Annotated in this window: 17 protein-coding genes; 6 read left to right on the forward strand and 11 right to left on the reverse strand. The window is 61.8% G+C overall.

Annotated elements, in window-relative coordinates:
• Positions 1-3: 3 nt before the first annotated feature.
• From RA302_RS25840 to RA302_RS25850, 3 genes are read right to left on the reverse strand one after another with little or no spacing between them, the layout of a single operon-like run.
• Positions 4-543, reverse strand: coding sequence for a LiaF domain-containing protein (locus RA302_RS25840; protein WP_030536533.1), 540 nt, complete (start codon positions 541-543; stop codon positions 4-6).
• A 46-nt stretch (positions 544-589) separates the two neighbouring features.
• Complete coding sequence (locus RA302_RS25845) at positions 590-1120, reverse strand: gluconokinase (RefSeq protein WP_030536532.1); 531 nt, start codon at positions 1118-1120, stop codon at positions 590-592.
• Between the two features lie 12 nt (positions 1121-1132).
• Entirely contained in the window at positions 1133-2521 is a 1389-nt protein-coding gene (locus RA302_RS25850) for a gluconate:H+ symporter (RefSeq protein WP_003939838.1), read from the reverse strand.
• Positions 2522-2654: 133 nt separating this feature from the next.
• Between RA302_RS25850 and RA302_RS25855 the strand changes: the two genes are divergently transcribed.
• A complete protein-coding gene (locus RA302_RS25855) occupies positions 2655-3383 on the forward strand; it encodes an FCD domain-containing protein (protein ID WP_030536531.1) in 729 nt (242 codons plus the stop codon).
• A gap of 97 nt (positions 3384-3480) precedes the next feature.
• Positions 3481-4488, forward strand: a complete 1008-nt coding sequence (locus RA302_RS25860; protein ID WP_003940093.1) for an NAD(P)H-dependent glycerol-3-phosphate dehydrogenase — start codon at positions 3481-3483, stop codon at positions 4486-4488.
• 54 nt (positions 4489-4542) lie between these two features.
• On the opposite strand, the gene RA302_RS25865 is transcribed toward RA302_RS25860, so the two are convergent.
• The 4 genes from RA302_RS25865 to RA302_RS25880 all read right to left on the reverse strand — a co-directional run bounded on the left by RA302_RS25865 (position 4543) and on the right by RA302_RS25880 (position 8637).
• A complete protein-coding gene (locus tag RA302_RS25865; RefSeq protein WP_030536530.1) occupies positions 4543-5379 on the reverse strand; it encodes an NAD(P)-dependent oxidoreductase in 837 nt (278 codons plus the stop codon).
• A gap of 173 nt (positions 5380-5552) precedes the next feature.
• Positions 5553-6272 (reverse strand): M50 family metallopeptidase, encoded by a 720-nt coding sequence (locus tag RA302_RS25870; protein ID WP_003940327.1) that lies wholly within the window; start codon positions 6270-6272, stop codon positions 5553-5555.
• On the reverse strand, positions 6269-7456 hold the full coding sequence (locus RA302_RS25875; RefSeq protein WP_007729973.1) for an ATP-binding protein: 1188 nt from the start codon (positions 7454-7456) through the stop codon (positions 6269-6271). Before RA302_RS25875 ends, RA302_RS25870 begins: the two co-directional genes overlap by 4 nt.
• 119 nt (positions 7457-7575) lie before the next feature.
• A complete protein-coding gene (locus RA302_RS25880) occupies positions 7576-8637 on the reverse strand; it encodes an FAD-binding oxidoreductase (protein ID WP_030536529.1) in 1062 nt (353 codons plus the stop codon).
• A 114-nt stretch (positions 8638-8751) separates the two neighbouring features.
• Between RA302_RS25880 and RA302_RS25885 the strand changes: the two genes are divergently transcribed.
• Positions 8752-9606, forward strand: coding sequence for a hypothetical protein (locus RA302_RS25885; RefSeq protein WP_030536528.1), 855 nt, complete (start codon positions 8752-8754; stop codon positions 9604-9606).
• 76 nt (positions 9607-9682) lie between these two features.
• Here RA302_RS25885 and RA302_RS25890 read toward each other — a convergent pair whose 3' ends face one another.
• The 3 genes from RA302_RS25890 to RA302_RS25900 are packed head-to-tail and all read right to left on the reverse strand — an operon-like array spanning position 9683 to position 11223.
• Positions 9683-10123: a MaoC/PaaZ C-terminal domain-containing protein gene (locus tag RA302_RS25890; protein ID WP_030536527.1), complete on the reverse strand. Its 441-nt coding sequence runs from the start codon at positions 10121-10123 to the stop codon at positions 9683-9685.
• Entirely contained in the window at positions 10120-10569 is a 450-nt protein-coding gene (locus RA302_RS25895) for a MaoC family dehydratase N-terminal domain-containing protein (protein ID WP_019745537.1), read from the reverse strand. The genes RA302_RS25890 and RA302_RS25895 overlap by 4 nt, the downstream gene beginning before the upstream one ends.
• A 9-nt stretch (positions 10570-10578) precedes the next feature.
• Complete coding sequence (locus RA302_RS25900) at positions 10579-11223, reverse strand: TetR/AcrR family transcriptional regulator (RefSeq protein ID WP_003939902.1); 645 nt, start codon at positions 11221-11223, stop codon at positions 10579-10581.
• 334 nt (positions 11224-11557) lie between these two features.
• Here RA302_RS25900 and RA302_RS25905 point away from each other — a divergent pair, with 334 nt between their 5' ends.
• Complete coding sequence (locus RA302_RS25905) at positions 11558-12223, forward strand: alpha/beta fold hydrolase (RefSeq protein WP_230587578.1); 666 nt, start codon at positions 11558-11560, stop codon at positions 12221-12223.
• Between the two features lie 156 nt (positions 12224-12379).
• Entirely contained in the window at positions 12380-12619 is a 240-nt protein-coding gene (locus RA302_RS25910; protein WP_007729961.1) for a hypothetical protein, read from the forward strand.
• A 34-nt stretch (positions 12620-12653) separates the two neighbouring features.
• Here RA302_RS25910 and RA302_RS25915 read toward each other — a convergent pair whose 3' ends face one another.
• The gene (locus RA302_RS25915; protein ID WP_223304584.1) at positions 12654-12953 is read right to left on the reverse strand and encodes a DUF4259 domain-containing protein; all 300 of its coding nucleotides are present in this window, start codon (positions 12951-12953) and stop codon (positions 12654-12656) included.
• A gap of 1420 nt (positions 12954-14373) precedes the next feature.
• On the opposite strand from RA302_RS25915, the gene RA302_RS25920 reads away from it, so the two are divergent.
• Positions 14374-14511: a hypothetical protein gene (locus RA302_RS25920; RefSeq protein ID WP_021345701.1), complete on the forward strand. Its 138-nt coding sequence runs from the start codon at positions 14374-14376 to the stop codon at positions 14509-14511.
• Positions 14512-14735 lie beyond the last annotated feature (224 nt).

Consider the following 14735-nt stretch of genomic DNA (forward strand, 5'->3'; position numbering starts at 1 on the left):
GAGCTAGCCGGTACGCACGGTGAGATCGCCGAACAACGAATACGCGACGACACGAATAACCGGTGCACCTGGGCCGGGATCCTGTCGACCCCCGTCGAATTCCCGATCTCCGAAAAGGTCGAAGCCACCCAACTCGACTGAAACACCCTCCGGAACCCGCAGCCTCGTGTCCCCGAAGATCGACACGATGGTGATCGTCGAGGAGGACGCTGTGATGGTTGCCGATCGCAGATCGAACTTGACGTCCCCGAACAACAGCAGAGCGAGTGTCTTTTTCGCCAAAGACCAACGGCCGGAGCGCTTCGTGTCACCGAAGACACCGACGATCGTTGCTTGCGGCGGCGACACCACAGCAGGTGGTGCCGCACTGAACGGCACGATCTGCTCGAGCTGCCCTCGATCTGCGGTGGGCGACCACACCACTGCCGCCTTGTCCGAGTACTCCTCGAGGGTCAAACGCCCCTCACCCACCGCGACTTCCAGACGCGCTTGGGCATCGACACGCAATTGATCGACGTCGTGGCCTTCTTCAGCAGCAGTCACCCAAGCACCGTAACCCGAACCTCGGGTGCTTACACGCCGGGCTTGCTCAGTATTCGAATGTCTCCACGCGTCGCAGGATCTCCTCCGCGATCTTGGCGGGACTCCCGCCCACGTCGACGACGATGGCCTGTTCGTCCGGGTCGACGGCCTCGAGTGTCGAGATCTGGGAGTCGAGCAGCGAGGCGGGCATGTAGTGATCGAGGCGAGCGGTCAATCGCTGGCCGATCTGATCCCGCGAACCGGCGAGGTGCACGAACACGACGTGCTCACCGCGAAGCACGTCGCGGTAGCTGCGCTTGAGTGCCGAACACGTGACGATGCCCGGCTGACCGGCGTCGGTATGGCTCTTGATCCAGACGGCGATCTTGTCGAGCCAGGGCCAGCGGTCTTCGTCGTTCAACGGATGCCCGGTCGCCATCTTGTCGATGTTCGCCTGCGGGTGGAGATCGTCGCCTTCTTGAAGGTCCCAACCCATCGCTCCGGCGAGCATGCCGCCGACCGTCGACTTTCCCGAACCCGAGACACCCATCAGGACGAGCACGGGATACTGCTTCTGCTGTGCCGCTTCGGTGTTCATGTGCTCGCCTACCTAGATGAATGCGCTCAACACGAGCACTCCGGCCAGGCCCGATACCGAGATGATGCATTCCATCACGGTCCAGGTCTTGAGGTTCTGTACCACGCTGACGCCCAGATACTCCTTCACCAACCAGAATCCGGCGTCGTTGACGTGCGAGAGGAAGAGCGAGCCCGCACCGATCGCCAAGACCATCAGCGAGACATGTGCGGACGAGAGGTCTGCCGCAACCGGAGCAAGGATGCCCGACGCCGTCACCGTTGCCACCGTTGCCGAACCTGTTGCGACGCGGATCAATACCGCTACCAGCCAGGCCAGGAACAGCACGGGGAGGCTGCTGCCCTTGATCGCGTCGGCGATCACTCCGGCGATACCGGTGTCGATCAGGACCTGCTTGAAACCGCCACCGGCGCCGACGATCAACAAGATGCCTGCGATGGGAGGTAGGGAACTCTCGAGTGACTTCGAGATGGCCTTGCGGTCCATTCCGCCGCCGCGACCCAACAGCACCATACCGACCAGAACCGCGAGACCCAAAGCCACAACGGGTGTTCCGAGGAAGTCGAGGACGGACTTGGGTAGTGCCTCGGAATCGGGTGCGATCACGTCTGCAAATGCCTTGCCCAGCATGAGAACAACCGGCAGGAGGATCGCTGCGAGAGTAGCCGCGAACGAGGGACGCTGCTTCTTCTCTTCCTCGCCTCGATCTTCGCCTGTGACAAAAAGATCCGGGACCTTCACGTCGACCCACCGCGCGGCGTACTTACTGAAGACCGGTCCGGCGAGAACAACAGTGGGGATCGCGACGAGGACACCGAGCGCGAGGGTGAGGCCGAGGTTTGCGTTCAAAGCCGAGACTGCAACCAGCGGCCCTGGGTGCGGGGGAACCAACCCGTGCATGGCCGAGAGGCCGGCGAGGGTGGGGATCGCGATGCGCATCAGGGACAAGCCGGAACGCCGCGCGACGAGGATGATGACCGGCATCAACAGGACGAGACCGATTTCGAAGAACATCGGCAGACCGATCACTGCGCCGACCAGAGCCATGGTCCACGGAAGCGCCTTGGTGCTGGAGCGGCCGACCAGCGTGTCGACCACTCGGTCGGCACCGCCGGAATCGGCGAGGAGTTTGCCGAACATCGCGCCGAAACCGATCAGGATTCCGACGCTTCCCATGGTCGACCCGAAGCCGGTGGCGAACGCCGCGACCGACTCGGCCGATCCGAGGCCGGCCGCCAGACCGACACCAACCGCACCGATGGACAGTGCGAGGAAGGGGTGCAGGTCGAGCCAGGTGATCAGCGCGATGATAACCGCGACGCCGGCGACTGCAGCGATGATCAATCGTGCGTCGCTACCAGCGGGGACGACCTCGGCCGCCAGCAATGCTGTGGTGTTCATAGGGACTCCCAGTCCGATGAGTGATTGAGGTCACTGTTCCTTAATTAACCTACAATTTCAAGAGCAGACACTAATTTGTAGTATTTATTCGGCTTCCACCGGGCTTACTCCATACGCATGGGACGATCTACGTATGCCTTCTGTCCCGTTTCAGCAGTTACACGACTCGATGCTGGAACAGCTCGGCCAAGACATAGTCGGTGGTGTGCTCGCTCCGGGTACCACGATCTCCGCCGACGAGGTGGCAACGCGCTACGACGTGTCGCGAACCGTCATCCGCGAAGTTGTCCGCGTTCTCGAATCCCTCGGACTTGCCTCGGTTCGTCGACGCGTCGGAATCACCATCCTGGGCTCCGAACACTGGAACTCGCTCGACCCCAATGTCATCCGCTGGCAACTGGCCGGTCCTGATCGGTTCGAGCAGCTGTCTATCCTCAGCGAACTCCGTTCCGGCATCGAACCTCTGGCTGCGCGACTCGCCGCAACTCGCGCCACACCTGAGCAGTGCGGCGCTCTCACTGCAGCCGTCATCGGCATGTCAGCTACCTCTCGCGCTGCCGATACCGGCGCCTATCTCGGCCATGACTCCGACTTCCACCGCACCCTGCTCGCCGCCTCCGGTAACCCGATGCTGCGGGCGATGTCGCAGATCGTCGTCGAGATACTCGAAGGCCGCACCCGCCACTCGTTGATGCCCCACGAGGCCGACCCCGAAGCGATTCACCTGCACGGAGTGGTCGCATCTGCTATTCAGGCCGGGGACGCCGACGCCGCGGAAGCCGCCATGCGCTCGATCGTCGCGGAATCCGCAGAAGCGGTCGAAACAATGCGCGAAAGCCCCGAACCGCCGCCTCATCTGTAAGTCGAGCCACAGACTCGGCGGAATTGGCCCGCAACTGCTCCGCAAGTGGAACGCTTGGCGCCATGACAGCACTCGCTACCCAGAACAGCGCACTCTGATGGCCCGCCCGGTACGCGTCGTCGTCCTCGGTGCCGGATCGTGGGGAACCACGGTGGCCGGCCTCGCTGCCCGCAACACCCCGACCCTGTTGTGGGCACGCAATTCCGAAGCAGCCGACGAGATCAATTCGCAACGGACCAACTCCAAATACCTTGGTGAGCGCAAACTTCCCAAGGGGCTCAAGGCAACCTCGGATCTGGTCGAAGCCGCCCGCGAAGCGGACGTACTCGTATGCGGGGTGCCATCGCACGCCGTTCGCTCCACCCTCGCCGAGATCGCCAACGAGGTTCGGGCGTGGGTCCCGGTGTTGTCACTGTCCAAGGGTCTCGAGCCCGGCACCCGGCAGCGCCCCACCGAAGTGATCGCCGAGTGCCTGCCCGGCCATCCCGTCGGATTGCTCGCAGGCCCCAACATCGCCAAGGAGATCGTCGACGGCATGGCCGCGGCATCGGTCGTGGCCACCCAGGACGATCGCGTCGCCGCCGCGCTGCAACCCCTGTTCGCGTCGTCGGTCTTCCGCGTCTACCGCAACACCGACGTGCTCGGCTGCGAACTCGGCGGCATCCTCAAGAACATCGTTGCCATCGCCTCGGGCATGGCCGACGGCCTGGGAGTCGGTGACAACACTCGTGCGATGGTGCTCGCACGCGGCCTCGCCGAGATGACTCGACTCGGTGAAGCGATGGGCGCCAACCCGCGCACCTTTGCCGGCTTGACGGGCGTCGGCGATCTGATTGCCACCTGCATGGCTCCGACTTCTCGGAACCGTCGCGTCGGCGAAGCTCTGGCGCAGGGATTGACCGTCGAGGAGGCGGTCGCCAAGCTCGGCCAGGTTGCCGAGGGCGTGAAGACTGCCCCCACCGTCATGGATCTGGCCCGTGAATACGGTGTCGACATGCCGATTGCCGCGGAGGTCGAGGCCGTCATCGGCGGTCGCCAAAGTGCCAGCGACGCATATCGCGGACTTCAGAAGGTTGCCCCGGGCGGCGAGCACGAAGTGGCGTGAGGAAGATCTACAGGTATCTAGCGATTTGGCTAGATACCTGTAGATCGCCCGAGATCACGAAATTGGAGCGTCGACGAAGATGTCGATCGCCAACGGTGACCGACCGCCGTACTGCGAGAAATCCGAGATCCCCGCCTCGCGCAAGATCTCGACGTCGAGCACTGTACGACCGGTATCCGTGCCGGCGGGACGCCCGAGAATCTCGACAGCCGCATCGGCCATGATCTCGGGTGAACGCGAGTGCTCGATACTGTCGTCTCCCCCGAGCAGGTTTCCGACAGCGGCCGTGGCGATCATGGTCTCCGGCCACAGGCAATTACTCGAAATCGGTGCACCTGAATACTCTGCGGCGATGCCCAAGGCCGCCAATGTCATTCCGTATTTGGCCAACATGTAGCCCGGATGAGCACCCAACCAGTGCGGCGAAAAGTTGAGCGGCGGCGACAGCGTCAATACGTGCGCATTGGCCGAAACCCGAAGGTACGGAAGGCACGCGCGGGTGAGCGCGAAGGTGCCACGGACGTTGACCTGCTGCATCAGATCGAATCGCTTCATCGCGAGATCTTCGGTTTTCGAGATGTCGAGGACGCTCGCGTTGTTGACCACGATGTCGATGCCACCGAAGTGCTCTACCGCTGCAGCCACGGCCCGCGCGATGTCGTCGTCGTTCCTCACGTCGCCGACGACCGGAACGGCATGACCCTCGAGCTCGTTCAACTCGTCCACAGCCGTGTGGATAGTTCCAGGCAGCCTGGGATCCGGCGTATCGGTCTTGGCGAGCAACACGATGTTTCCGCCGCGGCGCGCTATCGCACGGGCGATGGCAAGTCCGATGCCACGGCTTCCCCCGGACATGATCGCGGTTCGTCCGCGGAAGTTCTTGTCGTCCAAAACGAATCCTTGTCATCGTCGACGGTCTTCGTCGTTGCGGGTGTGGCCGCGGGAAGTCCCGGCACGACCACTCGTCGACTTCCACGATATGAGCGCCTTCATGCGATGACTACGTCCGCAGAGCATCAACAATCGTTGGTCCGTTGTCCTGACGGGACAACGGATCAATCCGGTCAGCCACCCACCGGGCGCAGAATCCACCATCCGCCGAGCACGAGCACCGCGACGTTCACGAGCAGGAACAACCCGACCCAGACGATCGCGGGTATCGGTGAGAGCCTGGCCAATTGGTCGGCGTCCGAGTCCGGTGCCCCGCCTCGTCGCATTCGCTGCCGTTGAAGTTCCACGACCGGGCGTGGTCCGGCAAAGAGGAGAAAGAGCGTCAGGAAGTACGCTGCGGCCACTTGCTGCTCCTGGGTCCCCCACCAGACGAGCCCGAACAACACGGCTCCCACGACTGCAAGTGAGAAGACTCCGTAGAGGTTTCGGATCAGGACCATCATCACCGCGATGACGAATACGCCGATCCACAGCACCGAGACCGCACGCTGCGCGCCCAACAACCCGGCCGCGCCGAGTCCGAGAATCGACGGTCCGACGTACCCCGCGAACGTCATCAGAATGACGCCGAAGCCGGTCGGTTTGCCCGACGAAATCGCGACACCCGACGTATCCGAATGCAGGCGAAGACCTTTCAACCGTCGACCGACCAGGACGGCGACGATCAGATGAGCGCCCTCGTGTGCGATGGTGACGACGTTGCGGGCGATCCGCCACAGGTGTGGTTCGAGAACGATGATCACGGCGATCAACGCGGCCAGTTGAACCACCCAGGCCGGCGGATTGGGACTGAGCGCCGCCACCCGATCCCACGCGGTTTCGAGCGCGTTCACTCCGCTTGTCCGCGCAGGTATCGGCCGAAGTGCGGGACCGTGAATCCGATGGATCCACGTTCTGCCGAATAGATCAGCCCCTTCTTGATCAGTCCATCGCGTGCCGGCGACAGGGAAGCCGGTTTGCGCCCCAACTCGACGGCGATCTTCGCGGTTGCGACGGGCCCGTCGTCACCGGCGAGATCGGCCATGGCGCGCATGTACTCACGCTCCGCGGGCGTTGCTCGCTCGTATCGCGATCCGAAGAAACCGACAGCGAGTTCTTCCTCAGCCGTCGGCGCGCCGACGCGCACGTCTTCTGCCGTGATCGGACTCGACGCCGCCACATCCCACGTGGCCTTTCCGTAGGCCTGAACGAAGTACGGGTACCCGTCAGCCGCTTCGTACAGAGCGTCGAGCGCGGATTCGGTGAACTCGACGTCCTCACGCTCGGCAGGTGCAATCAGCGCCTGATCTGCAGCTTCACGCTCGAGGCGGTCGATCCGGTGGTAGCTGAACAGGCGCTCCGAGTAGCTTTTCGACGCCGACAGCACAGCAGGCAGATGCGGAAGCCCCGCCCCGACGACGATCAGCGGTGCCGCGTCCTGACTCAACTCGTGGCAGGCCCCGCAGATCGCCGAGACATCCGCTGCTCCGAGGTCCTGCATCTCGTCGATGAAGATGGCGATCCCGACGCCGACATCTCTGGCCAGCGACGACGCATCGAGCAGCAACTCGACGAGGTCGATCTCGATGTCGCCGCTGTCTGCCCGACCTTTGATCGCGGGTGCATCGATGCCTGGCTGCCAGCGCTCGCGCATTCCCTTGTCCGCAGTGGCGCGTAGGGCAAACGATTTGAGGACTCCGAGGAACTGCTCGACCCGCTCCGGATCGCGATGGGAGACCGCGATCTCTCGGACTGCCATGTGCAGCGCCGACGAGAGTGGGCGTCGTAAATCCTGATCGGGGCGCGCCTCGATCTTGCCGGTCCCCCAGCTTCGGGAGATCGCGGCCGAACGCAACTGATTGAGCAGGACGGTCTTGCCGACGCCACGCAATCCGGTGAGGACAACACTTCGTTCCGGGCGGCCACGCGCAATTCGCTCAAGAACGACGTCGAAGGCGTCGATCTGCTTGTCGCGCCCGGCGAGTTCCGGCGGGCGTTGACCGGCACCGGGGGCATACGGATTGCGCACGGGGTCCATGCCCATCGACGGTACAAGCCGAGTAGACGAATATCCCGCTCTCTAGCGCGTGTCCTAGAGAGAACTAGGAACCGCAATATCGGCTCGAACCTTGTCGAACCGGGCTCCGGCGTCGTCGTCTAACCGTCCAGGGTTGACGCTCGGGCGAAGTCCCCGGCCACGTGGGCTCCAATTGCTCCGGCCAGAATGATCGCCGGATGCGTCGCGGCCAGATAGAGCCCCGACACGCCTTCGGCGAAGCCCAGCAGCGGGCGGCCACCACGCGGGATGGGACGGTCAGCGACTACCGCCTCGATCAGTTCCACTTGGTCACCGTCCTCGAGCTGACTGCGGATCGCGTGCAGCGTCGGCCCCGCAAGCTCACGAGCATCTCCGGAGAACCCGACCGGAACATCTTCAGCCGCAATCAGTGTCGTGTCGTCCAATTGCCGGATCTCGAAATCCGGAGAGGAGAGTATTCCGTTCACCAATGGGCGGGGTGTCGAGAATCTGATGAGGCAACACGGGGAGGCGTCGACCTCGACGTCGACTCCCGCCGACGCCGCGAGTCCAGGAATCGCGGTACCCGCAGCGAGCACGGTGGCCGACCCATAGACGGGACCGTCGGCAGTCATTACTCCGCACACGCTCATGCCCTCCGCGAACACCCCGAGCGCACTGACACCGGAATACACTGTGGCACCGTATGCTTCGGCACCTCGCAGGAGCGATCGAGCGAACGCAACCGGGTCAACGCCACCGTCATCAGGCGCGTACGCTGCGACCGAGGGGGCCGTCCGCAATCCCGGCTCACGAGCAAGGATTTCCTCTTTACCGATGAGGTCGACGGGATGGCCGAGTGCTCGATGAGCATCTACGAACGCTCGAGTCTCCGCTTCCGTCTCTTCCCAGGTGATCGCGCCTCTGCGGCGCAAACCGAATGGCTCGACGAGTTCGCGCTCCAGGCGGTCGAATTCGACTGCAGCGCCTTGCCGGAACGGATCTGAGTAAGTTTCTGCGGCACTCTTCGAGAGGCCGACCCAGGCAAAGGAGTTGCCGGTCACCCCTCCCGCCACCGAGCCGTGCTCCAGCACGGTGACTCGGAGACCAACGCGCGCCAGGTGATACGCGATCGACGCGCCGACGACGCCGGCACCAATCACCAGGATCGGACTGTCGTTTCGACCATTCGGATGCGTCACCATTGGACCATATCTGCGAGCCGCAACATGGATCCACTCAATTTGGATGCGAGGACTTCGGCGGTAAACGGAGGACTAAGCCTCGGCGCACATCGGGACCGATACGGTGTGCTCATGCTCTGGCGTTGGTTCGCAGTCGTGATCGTCATCCTCGCTGTTGCCGGCATTTGGCGGGTGACCACCCCCGAACGTCCCGTTGCCGCAATAGTCGACGCCGAGACGCTGGGGTGCGCGACCCCGTATCCGATCGGCCCGCTCCAGACGACATCAACGGCGACGGTTCCGGACGATTTCGTACCCGCCGCCGCAGTCACGTGCGACCCGTTTGTCAGCGACAACGTGGCAGCCGACCGAACCGTCAGCTTCTCTGCTCATCGTTGGGAGGGCGATTTCAGTCGGGCGGTGGAAATGCTGAACCGCTCGTCCGCGCACAAGACTTGGTTCCCCGAAGGCTGCGGTGACAACTACAGCCTGGCTGTCCTGGAGCAATTCTGGTTGGTCGACGATCGAGGCCGAGCAACTCGGCCGGGGTATCCCTCCGATTCGTGTGGACTACCGAAACCCGGTGGCCTGGCCGCCATCAAGGAACTGACACCGGTCGGCAGTACCGAACACCGAATAGCTTTGTCCGACGATCAGATCTACGAACTGTCGCATTGCACGCCGACCTACCGACCAGCCACGACAGGTACAACGGCGCTGACATCGCTGTCGGCGGGCAGCGTTTTCTGCCGATTCTCCGCCACCGAATTCGTAGGCACATCGTCTACGACGGAAACCTTCGACGGACTTCCACCCGCTCCCGACTGTGACGCGGTGGCCACCGAGGTGGCGTCGACGATCTACGTGGACCGTCCTACGAACGAGGAACGATTACTCACCGTCGAGATCGACGGCTGTCGGCGCGTCATCGCCGACGGATACGCACCGATGCAAGCGTCGGACGAACTGTTGGTGTCTTTCCGGTAGTGCTGCGCCACAATTCAGTTGATCTCCCGCCCGGATGCGTAGGTCCCGATGTGACCAGTGACAGCCCGCAATCCTGTCAGGCGCCCGGGAACTGAAGGTGCGCTTGGGTCTTTCCCAGAACCGTCTGGCCCTTGTGCGTGACTGTGACATCGATCCGCGTTGTCCGCATCGTGGCGTCGATCCGCGCGATCTTCGCAGTGATGGAGAGATCAGCACCATCAACGGCATCGACTACGACGGGTCGAGTAAAGCGAGTTTCGTACGAGAACACACCACTCGGATCGCCAACCCAGTCGACGATGGCCTGCAAAGCAATTCCGGCAGTGAGCATTCCGTGAGCCAGAACTCCCGGTAGCCCAGCCGCGGTAGCGATTGCGTCGTTGAAATGGATCGGGTTCATGTCGCCGGAGGCACCGGCGTAGCGAACTAGGTCATCACGAGTGAGGACCAGATCAACCTTCGCGACGATGTCACCGAGGACGAGGTTTTCGAAAACCGGCACGACGGGTACGGTCATGCGCCTTCTCCTCGCGCCAGTAGCGTCGAGGTGACCGTTGCTACCAAAGCGTCGGTCACGTCGTGGATCTCGGAAACTGTCGACAGGATCGCACTGCCTGCACGCACTGTCACCCCTGTAATCGTCAGTGTCGTAGACAGGTCATCGCCGGCGACTATCGGACGCTGATGCTCGATCTTCTCGGAAGTATGGACCACACGAGTCGGATCGAGCCCGGTATCCGGCGTGCGCAGCAGTGCCATGATCGCTCGTTGCTGGACAACGGTTGTGAATGTTGTCGGTGCGATGACATCGACGAACCCGGCCTCCCTGGCGACACCGACATCATGGTGCAAGGGATTGCTCGAACGCACCGCCAGAGCGAACTCGCGAATCTTCTCGCGCCCGACAAGGTACGAAGACGAGGGAAACACCCGGCCGGCGAGCGCTGGGTTCACAGGAGACATCCCGGAATACTAACGGCGGCCGACTTCGGGTTGATTCGTGGCCTGAGGTCTCGTCGGCCCGAGAATGCGATCGAGGAGACGCTCAACCAACTGGACCGCCAATTCTGCTGTGGCGTAGCCGGGAAGCATCCCCTGGGCGAGCCCGGCGACAGCCGCCAGAATGAGCTCGGCGTCGAGGTCGGGATCCATTGACGGCGCAACCGCGTCCCGATTGGTCACTCGTTGAAGCTGGCCGGAAATGAGCGCTGTCAACTCTCTTGGGGCAGTGAGGGTTTCCTCGGCAGCGATTCCTTGTCCGGTCAGTGCGGCAGCGTGGAAGGCGCCGAGAACAATCGCTTCCTCCCGACGTTGTCGATCGAGTGGGAGCATGCCAACAAGGAACGCTGAAATAACCTCGCGGGGTGTCGCTTCCGCGCCAAGAACAGACAACTCCTGCATCAAGCGAGCACCCGCATCCTGACGCACAGCTTGATGCGTCGCGAGAAGGAATTCCCGCTTCGTGCCGAAGTAGTACTGCACGAGTCGCACCGAAATCCCGGCCTCGGCAGCAACGGACTGAAATGTCACCGCCGCGAGCCCACCGTCGACAATTACTCGCCGCACCGCGTCGGTGATCTCCCGTTGCCTCACTTCATGGTCGACCAGTCGCGGCATGAGGCTGTCCTTCCCCTTTCGATATAGATGACTTTGACCCGTTAATGATACGCACGTACCGCATTAGTGATACAGTCATACCATCAAAATTGAATGCAGCGAGAGGGAGGCTCATGCCGAAGATCGGACGATTCAAGAACGAAGCATCAAAGCAGGCGTACGAGAGCATCTACCGAGAACTGGAGGGCACCTGGCCGGTTCCGTCGACACAACTCGACGTGCCGACATCGTTCGGAACCACCCATATCCGTAGGTCGGGGACCGGACCGGCACGGAGACGCCGATCGTCCTGCTGCACGCAGTCGGCGCCAATTGTCTGCAATGGCACATCGTCATCGAGGACCTGTGCCGAGACCGAGTCGTTTATGCGCTGGACACGATCGGTACTGCAGGCCGCAGTGTGCAGACCGCTCCATTGACCGGGGAATCCGACTTCGCCACCTGGGTGGGCGAGGTATTGAACGAACTCGGGGTCGATCGCGTCCACCTGGTCGGCTACTCACATGGTGCGTGGCACGCCGTTCTAGTAGCACTTCACGCCCCTGAACGACTGGCGAGTGTGACCCTCATCGAACCGGGTGGAGTCTTCGACCAGCCCTCGTGGCGTGTGCTGCTGAAGATGATCCGCGCCGGTATGCGCCGCACCGACAAAAATATTCGCAAGCTCAACGATTGGCTGTCCCCCGGGTACGTCATCGGCGATCGCGAGTTCGCTTTGGTTACAGAGGCATTGAACTACCGGCCCGGTGTCGGGTGGGCACGAATGCTCAAAGATGCAGAAGTGCAGTCGATCTCGGTCCCCATGCTCGTAATCTCCGGCGCTGAGACGGTGGTCTCCAGCCCCGAGCAGGTGGCCGCGAGGTTAGCTGATCTTGTACCTGAAGCCGAAGTGGAGATCTATGCCGGAACCGGCCACGGAATCCTGGGACACATACCTGATCGGGTAATTCCCCGACTCATGAAGTTCGTCCGCAATCATGACGATGCGAAGCGGACGTGATCTCGCGGACCAGCCGCCGACAAGGTAGTGATGAAGCCGGTCAATCAGCCGGCCAAGGCGGTACAACTGACAGATGAGAACATTCCTCTCCGACCGCCGCGGTCAGGTAATGGTGGCCGTTGCCGCCGCCATTTTGGTCGTAGCGGGAGGTCTGTGGTGGACGAAGACCATCTCCTCGCGCAGATACTCGGTGGCAGTGCTTCCGACTACGAGTCCGATCTGACGATCACAGATGCGGACATACCTGGGCTCGCGGTGACGGCCCGAGGTCGAACCCCCAGCGCTGCCCGAGCATTGGCGACCGACGCCGCCGAAGCTCTCTGTTCGATGTTCGAAGAAGCCAACGCAATGACTTCCGGAGGGTTCACGTTCACCGTCGTTCCACCGGGGACCTGACGGATCTATGGTCAGTAGCGCGGCCGCACCAGGTTTATGCCTGTTCGCGCTCGGCTGCGAGGGCGACCGCCTGTTCGAAGGTATGGACGAGCACTGCACGTCGAGCGACCTTGTGATCCTCGTCCGGTTCGAGTTCGTCAATGTAGCCATCCCACACGCGCAGATATCGATCGCGCCAGTCGATCAGCACTTGCGTCGATGGAAAGGTCACACCGACTCGTTTCGTCTGGGCAATATCGGTGAGGATCTCGAGCCACGCCGGCACCATCTCCCCGCCCCATTCATCCGGCTCCAGACTCGAATCGTCTTCGAACTCGGCAGTGATGTCGTCCACGATTCGACCGGTCAGGGCCCCCAACCCATCCGCGACGGTGTCACTGTCAAAGTTTCCCGGACCCCAGACTCCCACAAGCCCTCCCATATCGATTGCGGATAAATTCAGGTCGACAGTCGCGTCGCCGTCGCAGCAGGCCGTGAGCGTGCTCGCAGTCGCAGGTCGGCAATTGCAAATTGGAGAATCTGCCGCCCGCTCAGTCAGAGCTTGCGGTCATTGGCGCCCGCCCAAATCGGACTGTCGACTATCTTCCGAAACTTCGGCGACCCACCGATTGCTGAAATTTTGAGCATCAACCAGTTCCAGATTCTCACAGCCACCTCCGCGTCGTATCTCACCGTCAACACTAACCGACCGGCGAGACTCTTTTGGCTACCGGTACACCACTATGCGTCGACCAGTTAGATCAAGTGTGAACTCGAACTGGCGCAACAGATCGCCGGGAACTGCAGGAGCGCTTGGGTCTTTCCCAGAACCGTCTGGCCCTTTGTGCGTGACGGCGATTGGTTCTGGGTGCATCGATCCGGTCGGAAGCACTGCGATGTTTGTCGGCACACGGAATTGCGCTCGGTGGAGATCGAGGATCCGTATCCACGGGTGTCGCAGGCAATTCCTGAAGATTCGCAGGGGAAATAGCTGCGCATCGCCACCCCCAACAGCGATTCCGTCGATTGTGTAACAACCACACGAAGAACAGCCATCGATGTCCGAAAGGAAGACTGATCCGGCGAGACCGCGAGGTAGTGTCACATCTGCCCAGCAAAACTCGCCACGATCTCGAGAAGACGGTCGGCCTCGCCAACTGCCACTTCTGACGTTACGACGTTGCTGGGCAGGTGTTTACGGAAAAGGGTTTCGCACGCCGGGTACCGATCGCTGATGGGACTGATCACCCCTTCTCCGAAAGATGTTGGTAACGAATCGAACCCCGAGCATAGAGGTGCAACGATTGGGCGAGTTGATTCAACGCCCCGATGTGCGATCTATCTGTTTGCGCCAATCATTTTCGGCAAAGGCTTAATTCGCCGAACGGGGCCGGGTACTGCAATAGCTGGTCGAGTATTCGATCACGCGTCTTACGCTAAGGAAGGACCGAGAACATGACTGAAGTAATTTCGTGGATTGTCCAGAATCCGATTGGTGCCGTCGTCGCGCTTGTTGCCGACATCATAATATTGACGATGTCGTCTGTCGCGGGATACTCGTAACCGAATCCGCCCGTCCTTCACGGTATTCCTAAGTCGGGGAACTACATTCGAAACACAGAGGGCCGCAACCGCAGCGTACTGTCGGCGCTCGTCACTGACCTTTCGTGGCCTCATATGCCCAACTGCGCTGGGTCCGTACTGACGTCCCTCGTGTCGAGTGTCGCACCACCAGTTTCAATCAGTCACGCCATCACTACTCAGGAGGAATCACAATGGGTTCGATCAACGCATTCAACGAATGGGTCAACCAAGCTACGTATGCGGGCGACCCGTTTGCCACCGCCATAGCGATCGTCCAGTTCTTCGCGGTGAGTCTCGTCAACCTGTTCACCGGCGGCCCCATTCTTTAATGGAGTCCACTCGGTCTCACTTCTGCTCGGCGTCCATCGCAGCCTGTTCTTCGGCTGTACTGCTCCTCGCGAAAGGTGGCCGGGACATCGCTGACGAGCATGATGCGCAGTTCGGCCTCGCGGATGGTCAGTGAACGCAGTTTTGGACGGTCGATCAGGACGAGTCGACATCGGAGCGAATGAACACCGAAGTGCCCAAGCATGTTCGACGCTTGGGCACTGTC

Source organism: Rhodococcus sp. DN22, from assembly GCF_036669995.1.
GTDB lineage: Bacteria > Actinomycetota > Actinomycetes > Mycobacteriales > Mycobacteriaceae > Rhodococcus_F > Rhodococcus_F erythropolis.

What these genes read in the sequence shown, in the direction of transcription:
- RA302_RS25845 (WP_030536532.1), bottom strand. Translation starts at nt 1,120, where the DNA reads ATGAACACCGAAGCGGCACAGCAGAAGCAGTATCCCGTGCTCGTCCTG.
- RA302_RS25850 (WP_003939838.1), bottom strand. Translation starts at nt 2,521, where the DNA reads ATGAACACCACAGCATTGCTGGCGGCCGAGGTCGTCCCCGCTGGTAGC.
- RA302_RS25855 (WP_030536531.1), top strand. Translation starts at nt 2,655, where the DNA reads ATGCCTTCTGTCCCGTTTCAGCAGTTACACGACTCGATGCTGGAACAG.
- RA302_RS25860 (WP_003940093.1), top strand. Translation starts at nt 3,481, where the DNA reads ATGGCCCGCCCGGTACGCGTCGTCGTCCTCGGTGCCGGATCGTGGGGA.
- RA302_RS25875 (WP_007729973.1), bottom strand. Translation starts at nt 7,456, where the DNA reads ATGGACCCCGTGCGCAATCCGTATGCCCCCGGTGCCGGTCAACGCCCG.
- RA302_RS25885 (WP_030536528.1), top strand. Translation starts at nt 8,752, where the DNA reads ATGCTCTGGCGTTGGTTCGCAGTCGTGATCGTCATCCTCGCTGTTGCC.
- RA302_RS25890 (WP_030536527.1), bottom strand. Translation starts at nt 10,123, where the DNA reads ATGACCGTACCCGTCGTGCCGGTTTTCGAAAACCTCGTCCTCGGTGAC.
- RA302_RS25895 (WP_019745537.1), bottom strand. Translation starts at nt 10,569, where the DNA reads ATGTCTCCTGTGAACCCAGCGCTCGCCGGCCGGGTGTTTCCCTCGTCT.
- RA302_RS25900 (WP_003939902.1), bottom strand. Translation starts at nt 11,223, where the DNA reads ATGCCGCGACTGGTCGACCATGAAGTGAGGCAACGGGAGATCACCGAC.
- RA302_RS25920 (WP_021345701.1), top strand. Translation starts at nt 14,374, where the DNA reads ATGGGTTCGATCAACGCATTCAACGAATGGGTCAACCAAGCTACGTAT.